This window comes from Microseira wollei NIES-4236 (genome assembly GCF_020521235.1).
Lineage (GTDB): Bacteria > Cyanobacteriota > Cyanobacteriia > Cyanobacteriales > Aerosakkonemataceae > Microseira > Microseira wollei.
Genome location: NZ_BLAY01000092.1, coordinates 1 through 16,764 on the forward strand (window position 1 = coordinate 1; position 16,764 = coordinate 16,764).

The following is a 16,764-nucleotide window of genomic DNA, read 5'->3' on the forward strand; positions in this document are numbered from 1 at the left end:
GCGCAGAAGCGTGGGGAAAGTTTCCGTTGTAATTGACTAAATCGGGGGTAATAGTCTCGCCAAAGTGGAAAGGTGTCGTTGTACCCGCACGACAAGCATATTCCCATTCTGCTTCGCTGGGTAGGCGGTATTCCCGTTTAGTTTTTTGCGACAGTCTGGCGCAAAACTCAACGGCGTCTAGCCAGGATACATTTTCTACAGGTCGGTTTTCTCCTTTGAAATAAGATGGATCGGATTCAAGGTCGCGGTTGATTTTAGGCAGAGCAGCAACAGCTTGCCACTGCGCCTGCGTTATTTGGTATTTTCCCATAAAAAAGGACGGAACGCTAACCAAATGTTGCGGTTCTTCATATTCATACCGTTCTGCCTCTGTTTCCGGCGAACCCATGAGGAAAGTGCCGCCGGGGATGGCGACCATTTCTAGAGAGATGTTGTTGCCTAAGTCTTCTGTAAAATAGCTCGCTTGCTTGCGTTCTCGCGTCACAATTTCGCCGCGCGAGTTGACAGTAACAACCTCAAATTCAAACGTTGGCAGTTTGGTTACACCCGGATTTTTTAACTTTACCCCTGCAACGGTTAATTCTGCTGGCAATTGGTTAAATTGTTCGTCAGCACCCTTTTGATTTCCCCTCGCCAAACGTCCCAAACCGCGGGCAAAAGTCAGCAATGGCTGAAAATCAGATTCTGCTAAAGGTTCAGAAAAAGTCGCCACCAAAGAAGCGGCATGAATTTGGTCTTGTTTATCCCCCGCATAAAGTTGTTGTAACCTTAAAGCCAATTGTCGTGCTAGTTCGTTTGGTTCCGTATAAGCTAAAGCAATCCATCGGGGATTTTCGCCAAAATCTGCGGCTTCCCCATCGGGAATTTTTTGCCAGATATAAAACAGCAAGGCATCGGATAGCTGGTTCAACCGTTCGTTACCAAATCTGGGATTTGATTTGAGGTGTTTTAATAATAAATGCCGGACAGCACTATCCATTTCATACAAGCAATACCCCCTCGGTTGACAAAGATTGGACAGTAACAAATCCGGTATCCCGAGCCAAGGAATATCGTAACTCTTTCCTTGGCAATCAAATTGAAAATTTGCCCGCAGGTAGTAGAGTAAATCTGGTGTCAAGGCGAGGGGAAAGGCAGCAAGATAGGCGAGTTCTAAATAATGCTCTCCCCTGCCAGCAAACGAGCAAATCCGACGCGCAGCAATTTGGTACTTGAGCGCATCTTCCTCACATCTTGCACCAAGAGGCAGAGCCTCAGTATTCTCGTTCCCAGGTTCAACCTGGGAACGATGTCCGGGAGGTTCTACCTCCCGTGGTGCAAGATCTGAGTTTTCCCCATCCAGAAACCTGGTATTATAATTCCTCAGAAACTCTTGTGGGGTAGGCGTCTCGCCTGCCTTTGAGCTTAGATCTTGGAGACTTGTATCGCTCATCAATCCTTGTCCGCGCAAATTCCCGATAGTCTTTTGCCATCCAGATAAACTAAATTCAAACATTGGCACAAATTCAGCTATGGCATCAGCAGTTGCGGGATAGGATTAAGCCAAGTCACCTGTTTTACCATCGGTTTAATCCGCCCAAAAAACTCGCGAGTTAATCTAATTCTGCCAGGATTGAAACCTCCCCGCGCTGCACCACCATCGCTGAAAATAAGTATCGTCGTTCGATTTTGATGCCAATGGATAGTCAAATCAGTAATTTTATCTTTTTTAAACGGTTCCAAGTTCGGTTGCAGATACAGAAAATCGCGAATAGCGTTGTTAAAATAATAAACTTTAACCTGACCCACCCGTTCCCCATCCCTAGCTGTTGCGATTAAACGCTCTGCTAAATTATGGAAAGGCAGCATCGAATTACTTTGGTCAATCAGCAGAATTAATTCAATTTTGTTCGCGCGACTGGAAGCCAAGACAGGTTCGAGAAAAAATCCCTGCTGAGAAATGCGTTTAACTGTGGCGTCTACATCTAATTCCGCCGCAATTCCGGAGCGAATTGGATAGCGCAAATACCGCCAACCTCGTCGCAGTTGCCTGCGCGTGACAGGAAAATATTCATGATTGAGGCTAAATTTAATAACCGGAGTTTGCCTATCTGGTTGAATCCCTTGGGTAACAGCTTGCGCGACTTCAATTTCTGCGGTTACTTCGGTTGTTGTAAGCGGATTATTCTGAGGTGTTTTGGCGGTAATTTCTGCCGCAGTTTGAGGCGGCTGCTTTAATTCTGTTTCCGGTGCATTAGGGATTATTCTTGCTGCTTGAATCCCAGCTTCTGTATATAGTTCAAAATCATCATCAAAGCACTTTTTCTCAGCCAGTGACTTGACCCACAAACGACGGCACAATTGCTTTAATTATTGATAACTTTTCGGCTGAAACCCGCGTTCAACCGCTTGCAGCAATAGTTAATAATCTTCTAAGCGCAAGGGCAATCCTGCCGTTCGCAGTCCCGAATATAATTTCCAAAGGTGAGAGTCATTCACTGTCACGGCGTTGTCTCCAATAACGTTTTACCTCATCTGGAGTTTTCAACAAAGTACCTAAAAAAGGAATTCCTTCCTTGAGTTTTTCGGGGACTTGTTTCAGATCGGATAGCAACAGTGCTTTTATCCAATCAAGCAATTCGCTGGTACTGATGCGCTTGTTGCTAACTTTCTCGGTATTGTCACGCAGTTATAAAAAAGTATCGATAATTTCCTCGGTTAAAATTTCCGGTAACTGTTCGCCAAAATGAGCTTTGATAATATTATACAGTTCCTCGGCGATCGGCGGATCAAAGTAGTGAAAAAAGCAGCGTCTTAAGAAAGCGTTGGGTAAATCTCTTTCCCCGTTGCTGGTAATAATTACAATCGGCGGTGCTGCAAGTTGCTCTGGCGAGGGAATTTCCGTTTGGGTTTCTTCAAAAAAAAACCGTTTTTCTTCCATTTATAACAGCAATTCCTTGGGAAATTCTATATCTGCTTTATCGATTTCATCAATTAAAACAATCGTGCGAAACTGACTTTGAAACGCTTTACCCAAGGCACCAAATTTGATATACCCTGCTTGGGTTTTATCTTTTAGGCGTTTAATTCCTTCCTCGTCGAGTTGTTTTACTCCTGCTAGTTGAGCATCGCGCAAGCGCGCGACAGAATCGTAAATATAGAGTCCATCTCTGCCACGACTGGTGGATTTGACATACCAAGCTTCCTAGGGATATTTTTGCAGGTTTGCTGCTTGTAATATCTGCTGATTTTTCTGGGTAAATTCCTAGGCAATGGCACTGGCTAGTTTAGTTTTACCACAACCTGGATCGCCCATAAGTAACAAGGGTCGTTCGAGGTTAATTGCCAGTTTTACAGATTCTAGTAATTCCTGACTGGGAAGGTAGGGACAGGCAGGAACGAGAATTTTTCCGGTGTATTCTAGATTGCATTGAGGAAGTTGATCGTTCATAGGTTTAGTCAACAGATATTTCGTCCCAATTATAGCCACATCGCTTACAAATATTGTTCATTACCATTTCGGGAATTCCTTCGTAACTTCTGTCCAAAAGCGTTTTCGTTATTTCTTGTATTTTTAGAGGTTCCGGAAGTAATTCTTTTAATGTTGTTTGATGCGATCGCCGCCAGTTTTCAATGATTACTCTGGAAAAGTTTTCGATAGGTTGTAAGTCGATAATTTTATCAGGCTGCCATTTTTATAAAGTAACTAAATCGATCTCCCATTTTTCTGAAAAATTGCAATTATCAACCAAAAACATTAAAAAATATGAGTCGCAATAGTTTGAGCGATCGCTCAGCATTGCTACCAAATTTTGCCAAAACTCTTGCAGCATCTTTTTCGGTTCAGTTTCGTAGAGTTGGTCGAGATTATCAAATATTAAAATCACCGTACCATCTTGCCAACAGTTATACAAGTAGTTGACTATTTCTCCAACTGAAGCAGTACGACTTAATTGCAAACTATCCCTAAATCGACTCCATAAATCATCGATATAAACTTCGCGGTTATCAGGAAGTGATCTAAAAATTTTTTTGGCTGTTGTCACATCAAGGCGAAACTCTCGCACCAATCTATTAACTAGCCAACGTTGACAGCTTGCTGGCTTTCCCCGAACTAAAAAAGCGCCAATTTTAGTACTGGTGTCTTGATACCATAAATCATCAAATAATTGTGCTTTTTTTCGATAATTTAAACTCCGTAAAGCGGCTTTAAATTCCGTTTTATTTGTTTGTTTTTGTTTATTTTAAGATGTTTTGTAAATTTTATATGTGGAAGGGTTTGGAGGATTATCATCTATTACTTCTACACAATCCTCATCTGTCAATGTGAGTTTAAGCTTGATGAATAAATTTTCTAGCGGGCCTCGATTTCCAGCAAATTTCTCATTTCTGATTGCGGCGATGGTGTCGCGACTACAACCCAGAGTTGCGGCTAAAGCATGGTCAGAAAGATTTTGTATACCCTCAACAAACAGTGCGTGATTGAATCTTTCTTTGCCATCTTTAGTTAATCTCCACCTCTTTTTGGCGTATTTAGATTTTGGCACGGTGCGCTCCGAGTTGCTGACGATCCTTAGGTGATTGAGGAAGATCCTCAGTGGTTAGACTTCAAGATGGGTGTGGCTGAAAACCTGTCTGGGAAAAGATTTTCGCCTTTTTTGTAATTTCGAGCAAAGTTGAAGATTATCCGCACGGATCATCAGCAGTGCCAATTTTCGCTCCTTATAAGCTGGTGAATGTAAGGGTTAGAGAGGCTTATAACCAATATGTCACAGCCAAACAAAAAACGCGATCGCGATCGCTCTGATGAATTCCTCATCAAGATTTCGGTTAAGCTTCCCCCAAACCATGAAATGCATCTAAAGATTTCCGGTTTATCCGAGGAAATGCAGCGCTGGTTGCTAAGTTCGGTGGGTTCGGTACTGGTGACGGTTTTGACAACAGTGGTATTTCAGTCACCGACACCGCAGCAACCGACACAACCGACTATCCCTGCGGCGGTAGATAGCAGCCTAAGTAGTTCGCTGCAAAAGAAACCCGGTTTTTTTTAGAAAAACCGGGTTTCTGATGGGGATTGATGAAAGATAGAATACAGCTGCTCAGGGGAAAGAGTGCGATCGCTGCTTCAGGAACATTTTCAGCCTCCCAGCACTCCTATTATTGAGCAGCTTGAAACATCACATCCCAACCGCAATCCCTCGATTAATGAGGGGGTGTCTATTATGATTCTGATTCGCGAGGTTGTTCAACAAGTTCTCAATACGGGTTATCTGAGCATTGAAGCAGAAAATCAACTGCGGCGGCTTTTAAGCAGCAAGTACGATACGGAAGACCTCAACGCCTTCCTATCATTACAACAAGCAGCGAGTGAAGGTCGTGTTAAACAAGAGTCCCGCGAACTTTTAAGAACGGCAAGATAAATGATATCTGTTAATATCGCTAATGGTTAATGGCTAATGGCTAATGGTACATTTGGAAACTACCACGAGCAATTAGCTATTAACTCAAGTTGCTATTTATCTCAAACGTGCAGCTAATGGCTAATGTGAGGAAAAATACTATATTAGCAATTAGCAATTAACAATTAGCAATTAACAATTAGCAATTAGCAATTAACAATTAGCAATTAGCAATTTTTAGGCGGAAGATCGGGTTAATAAAAAAACGCTCGAATATTAATTCGAGCGTTTTTGGGTTATTTAAAAGTTGGGTTATTCAGCAGCTCCAGGCGCAAGGACGCGCTTTTCGCCTTGAACGACCTTGACTTTACCTTCTTCATCTACATCCACAACTGCGATATCGCCGCTCTTGACGCTACCCGACAGGATTTCTTCTGCTAGGGAGTCTTCCAACAGGCGCATAATGGCACGACGTAAGGGTCTTGCACCGTAGCTGGGGTTGTAGCCTTCGGTCACCAGGCGGTCTTTGAACCGTTCGGTGACTTCCAGGGTAATTCCCTGCTCTTTCAGGCGACCAAACACCTCTTTGAGCATGATATCGGCGATTTCTTTCACCTCGTCGCGGTTGAGTTGGCGGAAGACGATGATTTCATCGAGACGGTTGAGGAACTCTGGACGGAAGTATTGCTTCAGTTCTTCGTTCACCAGGGACTTAATCCGGTTATACTGGGCATCGGTTTGATTTTCGGCAAAATCGAAGCCCAAACCGCCGCCGCCTTTTTCAATCACCTTGGAACCGATGTTAGAAGTCATGATCAGCAAGGTATTCTTGAAGTCTACCGTGCGACCTTTAGCATCGGTGAGGCGACCGTCTTCCAGGATTTGCAACAGCATGTTGAATACATCGGGGTGAGCTTTTTCGATTTCGTCGAATAGCACCACGGTGTAGGGACGACGGCGCACTGCTTCGGTAAGCTGACCGCCTTCGTTGTATCCTACGTAACCTGGAGGCGAACCGATGAGTTTGGAAACCGTATGGCGTTCCATATATTCGGACATATCCAGGCGAATCATCGCCTCTTCCGACCCGAAGAAGTAAGAAGCCAAAGACTTCGCCAATTCTGTCTTCCCAACCCCGGTGGGACCTGAGAAGATAAAGCTGGCAATCGGTCGGTTGGGGTTCTTCAGACCCACCCTTGCCCGCCGGATGGCGCGGGAAACGGCGGTTACTGCATCGTCCTGACCGATTAAGCGCTGGTGCAGGGTATCTTCCATGTGCAACAGCTTTTCCGATTCGGATTCGGTGAGTTTGTTTACCGGGATACCCGTCCAGGAGGCGACGATTTGGGCGATGTCTTCTTCGGTGACAACGGGAGAAACATCGCGATCGGTTCCTTCGGATTTTTTAGTGGCGGAAATTGCCCGTATTTGGGCTTTGATTTCCATTTCCCGATCCCGCAATTCTCCGGCGCGGTCGAAGTCTTGGGATCTAACCGCGTCGTCTTTTTCCTTAAGTACCGCCCTCAGTTCCTTATCGAGTTCCTTCGCTGCTGGGGGCAGTTGGGAGTTAATCAGACGTACCCGCGATCCTGCTTCGTCGATCAAGTCGATAGCTTTATCGGGCAAATACCGATCGCTAATATACCGATCTGATAACTTCGCGGCTGCAAGTAGCGCCTCATCGGAGATTTTCAGCTTGTGGTGTTGCTCGTAGCGATCGCGCAACCCATACAATATTTCGATTGTTTCTTCTACACTGGGTTCGCCCACCATCACGGGTTGGAATCGCCGTTCTAGTGCTGCGTCCCGTTCGATATGCTTGCGATACTCATCTAACGTTGTGGCGCCGATGCACTGGAGTTCACCCCGTGCTAAGGCTGGTTTTAGAATATTCGCTGCGTCGATTGCACCCTCTGCTGCCCCTGCGCCGATCAGGGTATGGACTTCATCGATCACGAGGATGACATTCCCCGCGCTGCGGATTTCGTCCATAATTTTTTTCAACCGTTCTTCAAATTCACCCCGATATTTAGTACCTGCTACGAGCAGCCCTATATCGAGAGTAACGACCCGCTTGTCTTCCAGGATGTCGGGAATGTCGTTATTGGCGATGCGTTGGGCTAACCCTTCTGCGATCGCGGTTTTTCCGACCCCTGGTTCCCCAATTAACACCGGGTTGTTCTTGGTACGACGACCCAAAATTTGAATTACCCGTTCGATTTCTTTCTGGCGTCCCACGACGGGATCCAGCTTGCCTTCCGTCGCCATTTGGGTCAAGTTCGAGCCAAATTCGTCTAAGGTTGGCGTCTTAGTGCGTCCAGATTGAGCGCCCGTTGTCACTTCTGCGGTTTCGCCCAACATGCGAATCACCTGGGTTCGTACCTTTGACAGGTCTACCCCCAGGTTTTCCAGGACTCTTGCTGCGACGCCTTCCCCTTCCCTGATCAGGCCCAAAAGCAGGTGTTCTGTGCCAATGTAGTTATGACCTAGTTGGCGAGCTTCTTCCAAGGACAGCTCCAGAACTCTTTTGGCGCGTGGGGTAAAAGGAATTTCAACCGCTACGAACCCCGAACCCCGACCGATGATTTTTTCTACTTCAATCCGGGCGTCTTTGAGGTTTACGCCCATAGATTTCAGCACTTTGGCGGCGACGCCGGTCCCTTCTCCAATCAGACCCAATAAGATCTGTTCTGTGCCTACGAAATTGTGTCCCAGGCGACGAGCTTCTTCCTGGGCCAACATGATCACTTTAATGGCTTTTTCTGTAAACCTTTCAAACATGGCGTTCCATCACCTGCTCAGTGCCGGTAAGCTTGATTTTAGCATAGGGAATTTCGCCAGCTATCGTCCACAAGCGATAGAGGGCTGTACTGATTCCCCCATAGGGAATAGATCGGTTTTTACTGAGAGCGGGTAAGTGGACGTACAACATCGACACCCCTACAGGCAAGGATGTATTCGCTGGCCTTGGGAGTTGCGCTCGCTGCTAATTTTCCACCAAGTGGAGATTGTCGGTACAGAGTGACCTCACCGTCAAGCGGTTTGGTCAATATAAATTCCATCCAAAGGAGGCAAGGCGCGAACTTATTTCCCCGTACCAGGAGGCCAAGGTTTGCTCAAACTGAGGATATCCCAGCCCGCTGCGCCATAAAATTAAAGCATCTTCATTATTGTCTTGGTAGTAGCGTCGCCGTCGTCCAGCCGTCTGGAAGCCAAACTTCTGGTAGAGCGACAGTGCTGTAGTATTAGATTCCCGGACTTCCAGGGTGGCTCGCTCCATCCCGCGCGTCCTTGCCGATTTTAGCAGACCAAAGAGCAATGCCTGACCCAAACCTTGTCCTCGGTATTGGGGATGCACCGCCACCATCGTAATGTGAGCTTCATCCACAATTGCCCACTGACAACCTACTGCCAAAATAGGAAGATTGTTGTCGGCTTCTGGAATCGACAATACCAATAAATCGCTGTTGGGGCCCTCTAACTCTCTTTGGTATGCTTCTTGAGTCCAAAGTCCGTTAAAACAAAGCCTATCAAGTTCTACGACAGCCGGTAGCATTTCGGCTGTTATCGGTTTGAGTTCTAAGGGAGTTACACCCATACAAATGTAAACTGGAAAGGGAATAAAATCACGCCCCTGACTTAAGCAAGGACTATCACCGCATCATGGTATCGATTCAAGCTCCAGAGGTTCGCAATTCTGGCAGTCAGTATTTGCGGAGTAACGCTAGGACGCCAGAAATTGTTTCTCCCAACCAAGAACTTTTACCCCTGACAGCCAAGGTCAATAGCCGAGATTGCTTAGAAATTGGTGGCTGTGACGTGACAACGTTGGTTGAGCAATTCGGCTCCCCACTTTATATTTTGGATGAAGAAACGCTGCGAACTGCTTGCCGTCAGTACCAAGATGGCTTTAAACGCTACTACGGGGGTGAGTTTGAGGTCGTTTATGCCTCCAAGGCTTGGAATTGTATCGCGGTTTGCGCCATCGCCGCTGCTGAAGGTTTAGCCATCGATGTCGTATCGGGAGGCGAACTCTACACTGCCAGCGTTGCCGGGGTTCCTGGTGAAAAACTCTATTTCCACGGTAACAATAAATCTCGCGACGAACTCCAGCTGGCGATCGCTATCGGCTCCACGATTATGGTCGATAATTGGCTGGAACTGAAAACCCTCGCCGAACTTAGCCAACTCCCTAACTCAGTATCCAAAACTCGCATCATGTTGCGGGTAACACCAGGTATAGATTGTCACACGCACGAATATATTCGCACGGGACACTTAGATAATAAATTCGGCTTCGATCCAGATCAAATGGAAGAGGTGCTAGCATTTGTCAGCCAGCAACCAACGCTTTCTTGCATCGGACTGCACGCCCACATCGGCTCTCAGATTTTTGAATTGCAAGCCCATCGGGATCTACCAGAAGTAATGGTGCAGTGGTTTAAGAAAGCGGCGGCAATGGGTTTGCCGGTGGAATGTATAAATGTTGGCGGAGGGTTAGGTATTTGCTATACAGAATCTGACGATCCCCCTAGTATTGACGAATGGGTGAAAACAGTCAGCCTCGCGCTCAAGGCAGCTTGCGAAACCCAGCAAGTACGCTTACCTAAACTGATGTGCGAACCGGGACGGTCTTTAATTGGCCCTGCCTGCGTGACGGCTTATACTTTGGGCAGTCGCAAAGAAGTTCCCGGGATCCGGACTTATCTGGCAGTGGATGGCGGCATGTCTGACAATCCCCGTCCGATTACGTATCAATCGGTGTACCGATGTGTAGTAGCAAACCGGATGTCCGAACCCATCACGGAAAAGGTAACAATTGCCGGGAAACATTGCGAATCGGGAGATGTTTTAATTAAAGATGCCTTATTGCCGAAAACGGAAGCGGGAGACATTCTCGTGGTGATGGCAACGGGAGCGTACAATTACAGCATGGCTTCCAATTACAATCGCGTCCCGCGTCCGGCGGCGGTATTGGTGAAAGATGGAGAAGCGAATATTATATTGCAGCGGGAAAGTTATAAGGATATTACTCGCAGCGATCGCTTACCCGAACGCCTGCGACTAGACGCAGCGCGTGTAAATTGAGGATCTAGCAGCAGTAGGGGGGCACATCACCAACGCGCCCCTTGACTACACCGAAATACCACGCAATTTGTGCGCTGTCAAAGTGTTGTGCAACCAAAAATCTGTAACGGGTGGCGAGGGGCGAATTGGGAAAAAAGCCCCACAAATTGACTGCAAAATCCCTGGGCTGCCAAAACTCGCCTAGAGAGCAAATCTGGTGAGACTATTTGAGCGCTCGCCAACAACAGAAATGTTAGAAGTACTATCGTGGGTTAGCACAGGTGTGTGCCCCTAGCCGAAACCAGAATATCGAATTAATCGGAGATGATATGAGAGACTCGCCCCAAGCTAGAGTTTGGGTAGGGTAGTTTATTCCAGATGCGATGGCAGATGCGTTAAGGCAATGGCTGACCAACTACGACTGGACTAAGTCCTTGCTTGATTTTGGCAGCTGGGCTAAGTCGTTGCTCGATGTCGGTTTGGTGCTGGCGCTCACTTATATGGTGTTGGTGATTATTAGCGAGCGTCGCACGCTTTGGGTGGTGCGAGGATTTATTGTCCTGATGCTGGCGACGGTTGTCAGCAATAGTTTAGAACTGAAACTGTTGAGTTTTGTGCTGGAAAAGTTGGTAGTCGGATCTGCCGTAGCGATGGCTGTGATCTTCCAGTCCGAGTTTCGCCGATTTCTGGAACAATTAGGTCGGGGCGAAATTCGCCAGCTGTTTCAACAGTCCGGTTTAGCCGTCCCCAAGCCCGACAGCGTGATCGATGAAATTGTGGTTGCAGTCAAAGAACTGTCCCAAAAGCGCATCGGTGCTTTACTAATTCTAGAAACCAGCAGTCCTATTGATGAGCGAGATTTTTCCGTACCTGGGGTAAAACTGAATGCAGAAGTTTCTAAGGAACTATTGCAGACTATTTTCCAGCCGACTACTCTATTGCATGATGGGGCTGTTTTGATTCGGGGGTCGCGTATTGTGGCTGCTGGGGTGATTTTGCCGCTTTCGGAACGCACGGCGTCGCGACAATTGGGAACGCGCCATCGCGCTGCTATGGGAATTACAGAGCGAGTCGAAAATTGCTTGTGTGTGGTTGTATCTGAAGAAACAGGATCTATTTCGTTAGCGGAAAAGGGAATCCTAAATCGGCCCTTGACCAGCAGTAAACTGAAGGAACTGCTGGAGGCGAGATTCTCTCCATCGGTAGAGCGGGATGTTTCCCCGGCTTTACGCAGTTGGGGGCGCCAGATAGAGTCCAAGGGGTTAGCATTGGTTTCGCGTTTACTCCGTCGTCCATCATCTGCTTCACGGGAAAGAAAATGACTGCAAAGCAAATTATTTTACAAGAGTTGCCTGCTGACCTGGATCGAGAACGACTGCCCAGACATGTGGCGGTGATTATGGATGGGAATGGTCGGTGGGCAAAGCGCCAAGGTTTGCCCCGGATTATGGGTCATAAGCGGGGGGTGGATGCGCTGAAGGAACTTTTACGCTGCTGTAAAGATTGGGGAATTGAAGCGCTGACTGCCTACGCTTTTTCGACGGAAAACTGGGGACGCCCGTTAGAAGAAGTCGATTTCTTGATGACGCTGTTTGAGCGAGTACTGCGGCAAGAATTGCGGGAGATGATGGAGGAGGAGGTTCGCATCCGGTTTGTAGGAAATTTGTCAGCTTTGCCGCGCAGTCTGCAAGCTGAAATTGAAGGATCGATGGCTCAAACTCAGCACAATCAAGCGGTTACATTTACGGTGGCGACGAATTATGGGGGACGCCAGGAGATTGTAGAAGCTTGTCGAGCGATCGCATCTCAAGTCCAACAAGGTTTGTTACAACCAGATCAAATCGACGCGGCTTTATTTGAGCGCCATCTTTATACATCAGGCATTTGCGACCCAGATTTGCTGATCCGCACCAGCGGAGAGATGCGAATTAGCAATTTTCTGCTTTGGCAAATGGCTTATGCCGAATTATATATTACCGAAACGCTTTGGCCCGATTTTGACCGCGCCGAGTTTCACCGCGCTTTATGTGCTTATCAGCAGCGCGATCGCCGATTTGGTAAAGTCCGATAATTTTAGATGGCAGATTTTAGATTTCAGATTTGGTTTTAAATCTAAAATCTCAAATCTCAAATCTAAAATTCTCTTAGGGGCCAGCAAAAACAGCTTCTTCTACATCCTGTCTGCTGAGGGAGTATTTAAACGAGCGTTGTACGTCTTGACCGTTCTCGCCTGCTTTAAGATAGCGGACTGTGAGCTGATCGATATCTAGCCATAACTCGGCTTTCCAGTCGGATTGCTCTACTTTCCAACAATGCAGTTCTCTGCGGTCTTGTTGACATCCCCGCTGTTTTAGCCACTGTTCAATTGCCGGGAGGGGATGGTTATAAAGCGGGGTATCGGAAGGAGGAAGAATCATATCAACGATTTAATTCAAAATGAGATAACTTTTCGTTTTTCTTACTGTATACCTGTTGCTCTTGCGATGCTGAATTTGTCGCCAGGGGTTCAAAGCCGACATCTCCACGGGTTAATCCAACGGCAACGGCTAACAATAAACATCCTACAAAAGTTAGGACTAGAATAAACAGGGCGAAAATTTCTCCCGCTGAGAGGGGTCGATCCGTGGGGTCTAGGTATGCCGAAGAGGAGGTGTACCCCTTTTGGGAGGAATTGTGAAAGTGTGGCGGGGCTTGAAGGACGCTGATGCGGGAATACCCTATTTTGGTATCGTAGGCTAGCCGTCGCTCTGGGTTGCTCAGCGTGGCGTAGGCTTCGTTGAGTTGTTGGAATTTGGGGGTAGCGATCGCACTTGGCAAGTCAGTGGTATCCGGATGGTAGCGCTTGCTCAATTCCCGATACGCCCGCCGAATATCTATCGCCGATGCGGAAGGATGCAGCCCTAACAGGGCGTAATAACTAGAAGCGAAGGGTATTTTAGCTGATATCGTCCGATTTTCGCCGTTCGGAGTTGCCCTGTTGCTTGTCACCGACGCTTCCCTTTAACGAGTTGTGACGGGTTTTCAATTATTTTAACCAAGAGAGCGATTAGCGATCGCTATCCTTCGGCATACTCACTACAGCCACTTGGCTAATACACATATTTTTGCTTTTGTCAATATCTAATGCCTACTTTTGTTTAATTACCAACAAAGTAATATCATCAAATACTTTTTGCTCCCCAATATGCCGCCGCACATCATCTATGACGGCTTGTCGGATTTCTTGTGGCGATCGCGCACAATTTAGCTTGACATTGATTAAAAAATACTTCCAGGTGTTCGTTGTAAATACGCGAGATCGCAGCGCTATAGTATTTTTCCCTACTCCCAACTCCGGGGTGTGGAACTGCATTTTGAGACTTGACGTGAAAAGTTAAGGTATAGAACTGTCGCAAAATTATCTATACCACCCACAATGGTAACACCGCCATTTAAGTGCCTCTTTTTTAGGTAAATAAGCTTTGTTTTTGGGCAGTTGCAGAGGTTTCCCATGAAGATCGCGATAGCTTGTATGGTGTAAGTCAGGGGCAAGGTGTATCCTCATCATCTCTGGGTCAATTGTAATCAGGTTGAGGTCAAAGAGCGTATGTAAATCTGCCCGAAGCAATAAGCCATTTGAGGGGTGATTATTTTCAGTTTCAATATAGGGGATGATGTGGGCAGCTTCGAGGGCTTCTTGGGCATCGCAACCAGTTATGGCACACCGATAGTTGTAAGCTTCAAGCAACGTTTGACGGAACTTAGAATGTCCTTGTCGCCGAGCAATAGATATAGTAATTCGCTCTTTAGCTTCTTTGATACTTTTTGGGCTGAAGTATTTTTCAGCATCAAGATACTGTTGGGCAAGATCAAGATCATCACGCTTTTGAACAACATGGTTAATTTTGTTTATTGATTTTTGGCTTCCATTTACATAATCATCTTCAAAGTTAAAGTCTAAATTCATTTGATTTAATAAATTCCTTTTTTCAATCTTCATTGAATTGCTTGTTAAAGCTTCCGAAGCTCTGGATTTTTTGATGTTTATAATTGGCTCGCTTTCAGTGGATAGTAATATTAAAATAAAAAGTGGCTTTAACTTGTTTCCTATCAGAACGCTCAAATTTTCAGCATTAATATCTAGAATATCCTTCGGTTTGAGATGTACGGCAGCATAACCACCTGCTTGTTTAAGATTCTTCAGCCAATCCTTCAATGTCCAATTGGAATTGCAAATTTTATCCCAATAGCCATAAACCATATTGTTATCATCGAATTGCTCGATTATCGACAATATTTCTTCTCAGATCTTGCACCTTGAGGCAGAGCCTCAGTATTCTCGTTCCCAGGTTGAACCTGGGAACGAGATCCTGGAGGCTCTGCCTCCTGTGGTGCAAGATGTAAGTCTTCTTGATTATATTGAAAATTTTTGATAAAATTTCCTTGTGATAATCCGGATAAACCAATAACAAATACCTCCGAATAGATAGATACAAATAGGTCTGGATAATCAGAATTAAAACCAGACCAGCGCTGACCTTGTAGATAATCATTTAAATTCATAAAGTGAAACCTAAGCGAACATCCCATGAGATTGTGTTGTTCGTTAAAGCAATGATTAATTTCCCAGTTTTTCCAACCTTCTATATTCCGATAATACGGACAAAAAGATCTCATTTTGAGCGATTGGGACTCGGCGATCTGAGCCACTTGTCTAACCACAGGCTTAAGAAGGCTCAAAAATGGCTCCGAAACGTGTTTTCGATACTCCTTTCGCAGCAAGCTATTTCGGTAGAAAGCGCTCGACTGATTCACTTGAGTAAGAATTTCAAAAGTTTTGGTTGAAAAAGGGCAGTTAGGATGTAAATTGTTAGATGCTGGAAACATTTGTTTTTTGAAATGGTAAATTATCTAACACAGTCTTAACGCTTGCTCACACTTGCATCGCCAATCTTCACTTGAATACAATTGACAACGCCCCAAATAGCTGCTAACATCAACCACCCAAATGTATTCACACGAAAATCAAATAAAGTCACATCAACTGTATTAAACAAAATACAGCCAACAAACGCAACTAAATAACTAAAAAATATCAATTTACCTCCTGATTCACCTGACCAATTTTTTAGTAACAGGACGCCTTGAGCGACAACCCAACCTACCAAACTACAAAATAAAATAGTTGCGGGAATCCCTGTTTCAGCGGTTAGCATTAAAAACAAATTGTGGGGATGACCCAGCCATAGATGCATTTTTGCTTCGTAAAGCGGGGTAAAATTACGCAATCCCCACCCCGTCCAGGGACGCTGCTGAATCATCGACGCCACAAACTGCCACTGAGTCACGCGCATCAGTGCCACTGGTCTATTTGGAAACATATCGTCGGTGAGCCTTGCCCAAAAGAAAGCGGGTACAATCGCTCGCAACCATTGCCGTATGGGGTCGGGGCCAAAGGCAGACCAGAGGATAGTGCCGGTAATTCCTGCTACTACGGTCACCAACCAACGCCAACCCAGGTAAAGCGCGAAGGCGAGACTAGCTAAAGCAGCAATCCCCCAACCGTTGCGGGAGTTGGTGAGGATGAGAGCGATCGCATTGCCAAGGACCGCAATACTTAAAAATAAAGATTGGTAATGGGTAATTGGTAATGGGTAATTGGTAATTGGTAATTGGGGATTTTCTTTGCTATTAGCTATTAGCGATGAGCGATTAGCGATGAGCAATTTTTCAATTAACAGTCCCAGTGCCAGAATGAAAGTGATGGTCAAATAGGCAGCGAAAATATTGGCGTACATGAAGACGGACGCCATTCTACCTGGGGGGTTACCATTGGGAGCGATCGCCGACCCTAAAATATTGGCTAATGACCCGGATATAGACCAATTTAAAAATAACTGTCCTAAACCGAGAATGACTATCGGCACGGAAGGTATAACCAAAATCCAAGCAATTCGCCGCAGTTGAAAAGGTGTTTGAATCAGTTCGCTAAATGTGACAAATAGCAGGAAATATGGCAGAAAATTAGCCAACCCCAAGAAAGCTTCTGATGGCTTAAAAGCGAGGGTTGCTGTAATAACTAACCCCTGGCTGAAAATTGCGATTCCCCAGTTAAGGGGGCGTCGAATAATTGTATTGAATTGCTGCTTAAGAGCGATCAGAATAGCCGCGACGAGTGGCAATGCTGCCAAAGCTGGCATTATCGGAAACAATAGCAGCCCAATTTGAGCGAAATTCCAGCAAAGATTTTGGATTTTGGATTTTGGATGGTAATTGGTCATTGGTAATAGGTAATTGGTAATTGCTATTTTCCATCACCCATTACCTATTACCCCATCTA

General features: G+C 45.8%; 21 protein-coding genes and 1 pseudogene. 5 read left to right on the forward strand and 17 right to left on the reverse strand.

Annotated elements, in window-relative coordinates; genetic code table 11:
* From MiSe_RS27085 to MiSe_RS27120, 8 genes and pseudogenes are all read right to left on the reverse strand, one after another.
* Positions 1–1,495, reverse strand: a 1,495-nt coding sequence (locus tag MiSe_RS27085) for a formylglycine-generating enzyme family protein (RefSeq protein WP_226586322.1), incomplete at its 3' end; no start/stop codon positions are given.
* A 14-nt stretch (positions 1,496–1,509) separates the two neighbouring features.
* A complete protein-coding gene (locus tag MiSe_RS27090; RefSeq protein ID WP_226586324.1) occupies positions 1,510–2,328 on the reverse strand; it encodes a VWA domain-containing protein in 819 nt (272 codons plus the stop codon).
* Positions 2,329–2,470: 142 nt separating this feature from the next.
* Positions 2,471–2,617: a hypothetical protein gene (locus MiSe_RS27095; protein ID WP_226586326.1), complete on the reverse strand. Its 147-nt coding sequence runs from the start codon at positions 2,615–2,617 to the stop codon at positions 2,471–2,473.
* Positions 2,618–2,668: 51 nt separating this feature from the next.
* Positions 2,669–2,920: a hypothetical protein gene (locus MiSe_RS27100; protein ID WP_226586328.1), complete on the reverse strand. Its 252-nt coding sequence runs from the start codon at positions 2,918–2,920 to the stop codon at positions 2,669–2,671.
* On the reverse strand, positions 2,921–3,115 hold the full coding sequence (locus tag MiSe_RS27105) for a hypothetical protein (protein WP_226586330.1): 195 nt from the start codon (positions 3,113–3,115) through the stop codon (positions 2,921–2,923).
* Positions 3,116–3,244: 129 nt separating this feature from the next.
* Positions 3,245–3,430: a hypothetical protein gene (locus tag MiSe_RS27110; RefSeq protein WP_226586331.1), complete on the reverse strand. Its 186-nt coding sequence runs from the start codon at positions 3,428–3,430 to the stop codon at positions 3,245–3,247.
* A 244-nt stretch (positions 3,431–3,674) separates the two neighbouring features.
* Positions 3,675–4,166, reverse strand: a pseudogene (locus MiSe_RS27115) (hypothetical protein); the annotation flags it as partial.
* Positions 4,167–4,223: 57 nt separating this feature from the next.
* A complete protein-coding gene (locus MiSe_RS27120; RefSeq protein ID WP_226586334.1) occupies positions 4,224–4,526 on the reverse strand; it encodes a hypothetical protein in 303 nt (100 codons plus the stop codon).
* Positions 4,527–4,745: 219 nt separating this feature from the next.
* Between MiSe_RS27120 and MiSe_RS27125 the strand changes: the two genes are divergently transcribed.
* Complete coding sequence (locus MiSe_RS27125) at positions 4,746–5,030, forward strand: hypothetical protein (RefSeq protein ID WP_226586336.1); 285 nt, start codon at positions 4,746–4,748, stop codon at positions 5,028–5,030.
* 171 nt (positions 5,031–5,201) lie between these two features.
* Positions 5,202–5,399 (forward strand): hypothetical protein, encoded by a 198-nt coding sequence (locus MiSe_RS52945; protein ID WP_226586392.1) that lies wholly within the window; start codon positions 5,202–5,204, stop codon positions 5,397–5,399.
* A 291-nt stretch (positions 5,400–5,690) separates the two neighbouring features.
* Here MiSe_RS52945 and MiSe_RS27135 read toward each other — a convergent pair whose 3' ends face one another.
* The 3 genes from MiSe_RS27135 to rimI form a co-directional block, all read right to left on the reverse strand.
* Positions 5,691–8,159, reverse strand: a complete 2,469-nt coding sequence (locus MiSe_RS27135) for an ATP-dependent Clp protease ATP-binding subunit (RefSeq protein ID WP_226586338.1) — start codon at positions 8,157–8,159, stop codon at positions 5,691–5,693.
* Positions 8,152–8,328 (reverse strand): hypothetical protein, encoded by a 177-nt coding sequence (locus tag MiSe_RS27140; RefSeq protein ID WP_226586339.1) that lies wholly within the window; start codon positions 8,326–8,328, stop codon positions 8,152–8,154. The genes MiSe_RS27135 and MiSe_RS27140 overlap by 8 nt, the downstream gene beginning before the upstream one ends.
* Positions 8,329–8,424: 96 nt before the next feature.
* A complete protein-coding gene (gene rimI, locus MiSe_RS27145) occupies positions 8,425–8,976 on the reverse strand; it encodes a ribosomal protein S18-alanine N-acetyltransferase (protein ID WP_226586340.1) in 552 nt (183 codons plus the stop codon).
* A 65-nt stretch (positions 8,977–9,041) separates the two neighbouring features.
* Here rimI and lysA point away from each other — a divergent pair, with 65 nt between their 5' ends.
* The 3 genes from lysA to uppS all read left to right on the forward strand — a co-directional run bounded on the left by lysA (position 9,042) and on the right by uppS (position 12,516).
* A complete protein-coding gene (gene lysA, locus MiSe_RS27150; RefSeq protein WP_226586341.1) occupies positions 9,042–10,466 on the forward strand; it encodes a diaminopimelate decarboxylase in 1,425 nt (474 codons plus the stop codon).
* Positions 10,467–10,828: 362 nt separating this feature from the next.
* On the forward strand, positions 10,829–11,767 hold the full coding sequence (cdaA, locus tag MiSe_RS27155) for a diadenylate cyclase CdaA (RefSeq protein ID WP_226586342.1): 939 nt from the start codon (positions 10,829–10,831) through the stop codon (positions 11,765–11,767).
* Positions 11,764–12,516, forward strand: coding sequence for a polyprenyl diphosphate synthase (gene uppS, locus MiSe_RS27160; protein ID WP_226586343.1), 753 nt, complete (start codon positions 11,764–11,766; stop codon positions 12,514–12,516). The genes cdaA and uppS overlap by 4 nt, the downstream gene beginning before the upstream one ends.
* A gap of 73 nt (positions 12,517–12,589) precedes the next feature.
* Here the strand turns inward: uppS and MiSe_RS27165 are convergent, their stop codons facing one another.
* The 6 genes from MiSe_RS27165 to MiSe_RS27190 form a co-directional block, all read right to left on the reverse strand.
* Positions 12,590–12,862 (reverse strand): DUF3143 domain-containing protein, encoded by a 273-nt coding sequence (locus tag MiSe_RS27165; RefSeq protein WP_226586344.1) that lies wholly within the window; start codon positions 12,860–12,862, stop codon positions 12,590–12,592.
* Between the two features lies 1 nt (position 12,863).
* A complete protein-coding gene (locus MiSe_RS27170; protein WP_444980558.1) occupies positions 12,864–13,379 on the reverse strand; it encodes a J domain-containing protein in 516 nt (171 codons plus the stop codon).
* A 193-nt stretch (positions 13,380–13,572) separates the two neighbouring features.
* Complete coding sequence (locus tag MiSe_RS27175; protein ID WP_226586346.1) at positions 13,573–13,797, reverse strand: SpoIIE family protein phosphatase; 225 nt, start codon at positions 13,795–13,797, stop codon at positions 13,573–13,575.
* Positions 13,798–13,842: 45 nt separating this feature from the next.
* A complete protein-coding gene (locus tag MiSe_RS27180; protein ID WP_226586348.1) occupies positions 13,843–14,718 on the reverse strand; it encodes an HNH endonuclease in 876 nt (291 codons plus the stop codon).
* Complete coding sequence (locus MiSe_RS27185) at positions 14,709–14,987, reverse strand: hypothetical protein (RefSeq protein WP_226586350.1); 279 nt, start codon at positions 14,985–14,987, stop codon at positions 14,709–14,711. Before MiSe_RS27185 ends, MiSe_RS27180 begins: the two co-directional genes overlap by 10 nt.
* Before the next feature lie 359 nt (positions 14,988–15,346).
* Positions 15,347–16,705 (reverse strand): O-antigen ligase family protein, encoded by a 1,359-nt coding sequence (locus MiSe_RS27190; protein ID WP_226586352.1) that lies wholly within the window; start codon positions 16,703–16,705, stop codon positions 15,347–15,349.
* Positions 16,706–16,764 lie beyond the last annotated feature (59 nt).

Bases quoted from the DNA above. Each gene is read 5' to 3' on its own strand.
- MiSe_RS27190 (WP_226586352.1), bottom strand. From the start codon at position 16,705: ATGACCAATTACCATCCAAAATCCAAAATCCAAAATCTTTGCTGGAAT.
- lysA (WP_226586341.1), top strand. From the start codon at position 9,042: ATGGTATCGATTCAAGCTCCAGAGGTTCGCAATTCTGGCAGTCAGTAT.
- MiSe_RS27185 (WP_226586350.1), bottom strand. From the start codon at position 14,987: ATGAATTTAAATGATTATCTACAAGGTCAGCGCTGGTCTGGTTTTAAT.
- MiSe_RS27135 (WP_226586338.1), bottom strand. From the start codon at position 8,159: ATGTTTGAAAGGTTTACAGAAAAAGCCATTAAAGTGATCATGTTGGCC.
- uppS (WP_226586343.1), top strand. From the start codon at position 11,764: ATGACTGCAAAGCAAATTATTTTACAAGAGTTGCCTGCTGACCTGGAT.
- MiSe_RS27165 (WP_226586344.1), bottom strand. From the start codon at position 12,862: ATGATTCTTCCTCCTTCCGATACCCCGCTTTATAACCATCCCCTCCCG.
- MiSe_RS27175 (WP_226586346.1), bottom strand. From the start codon at position 13,797: ATGCAGTTCCACACCCCGGAGTTGGGAGTAGGGAAAAATACTATAGCG.
- MiSe_RS52945 (WP_226586392.1), top strand. From the start codon at position 5,202: ATGATTCTGATTCGCGAGGTTGTTCAACAAGTTCTCAATACGGGTTAT.
- MiSe_RS27100 (WP_226586328.1), bottom strand. From the start codon at position 2,920: ATGGAAGAAAAACGGTTTTTTTTTGAAGAAACCCAAACGGAAATTCCC.
- rimI (WP_226586340.1), bottom strand. From the start codon at position 8,976: ATGGGTGTAACTCCCTTAGAACTCAAACCGATAACAGCCGAAATGCTA.
- MiSe_RS27110 (WP_226586331.1), bottom strand. From the start codon at position 3,430: ATGAACGATCAACTTCCTCAATGCAATCTAGAATACACCGGAAAAATT.
- MiSe_RS27125 (WP_226586336.1), top strand. From the start codon at position 4,746: ATGTCACAGCCAAACAAAAAACGCGATCGCGATCGCTCTGATGAATTC.
- cdaA (WP_226586342.1), top strand. From the start codon at position 10,829: ATGGCAGATGCGTTAAGGCAATGGCTGACCAACTACGACTGGACTAAG.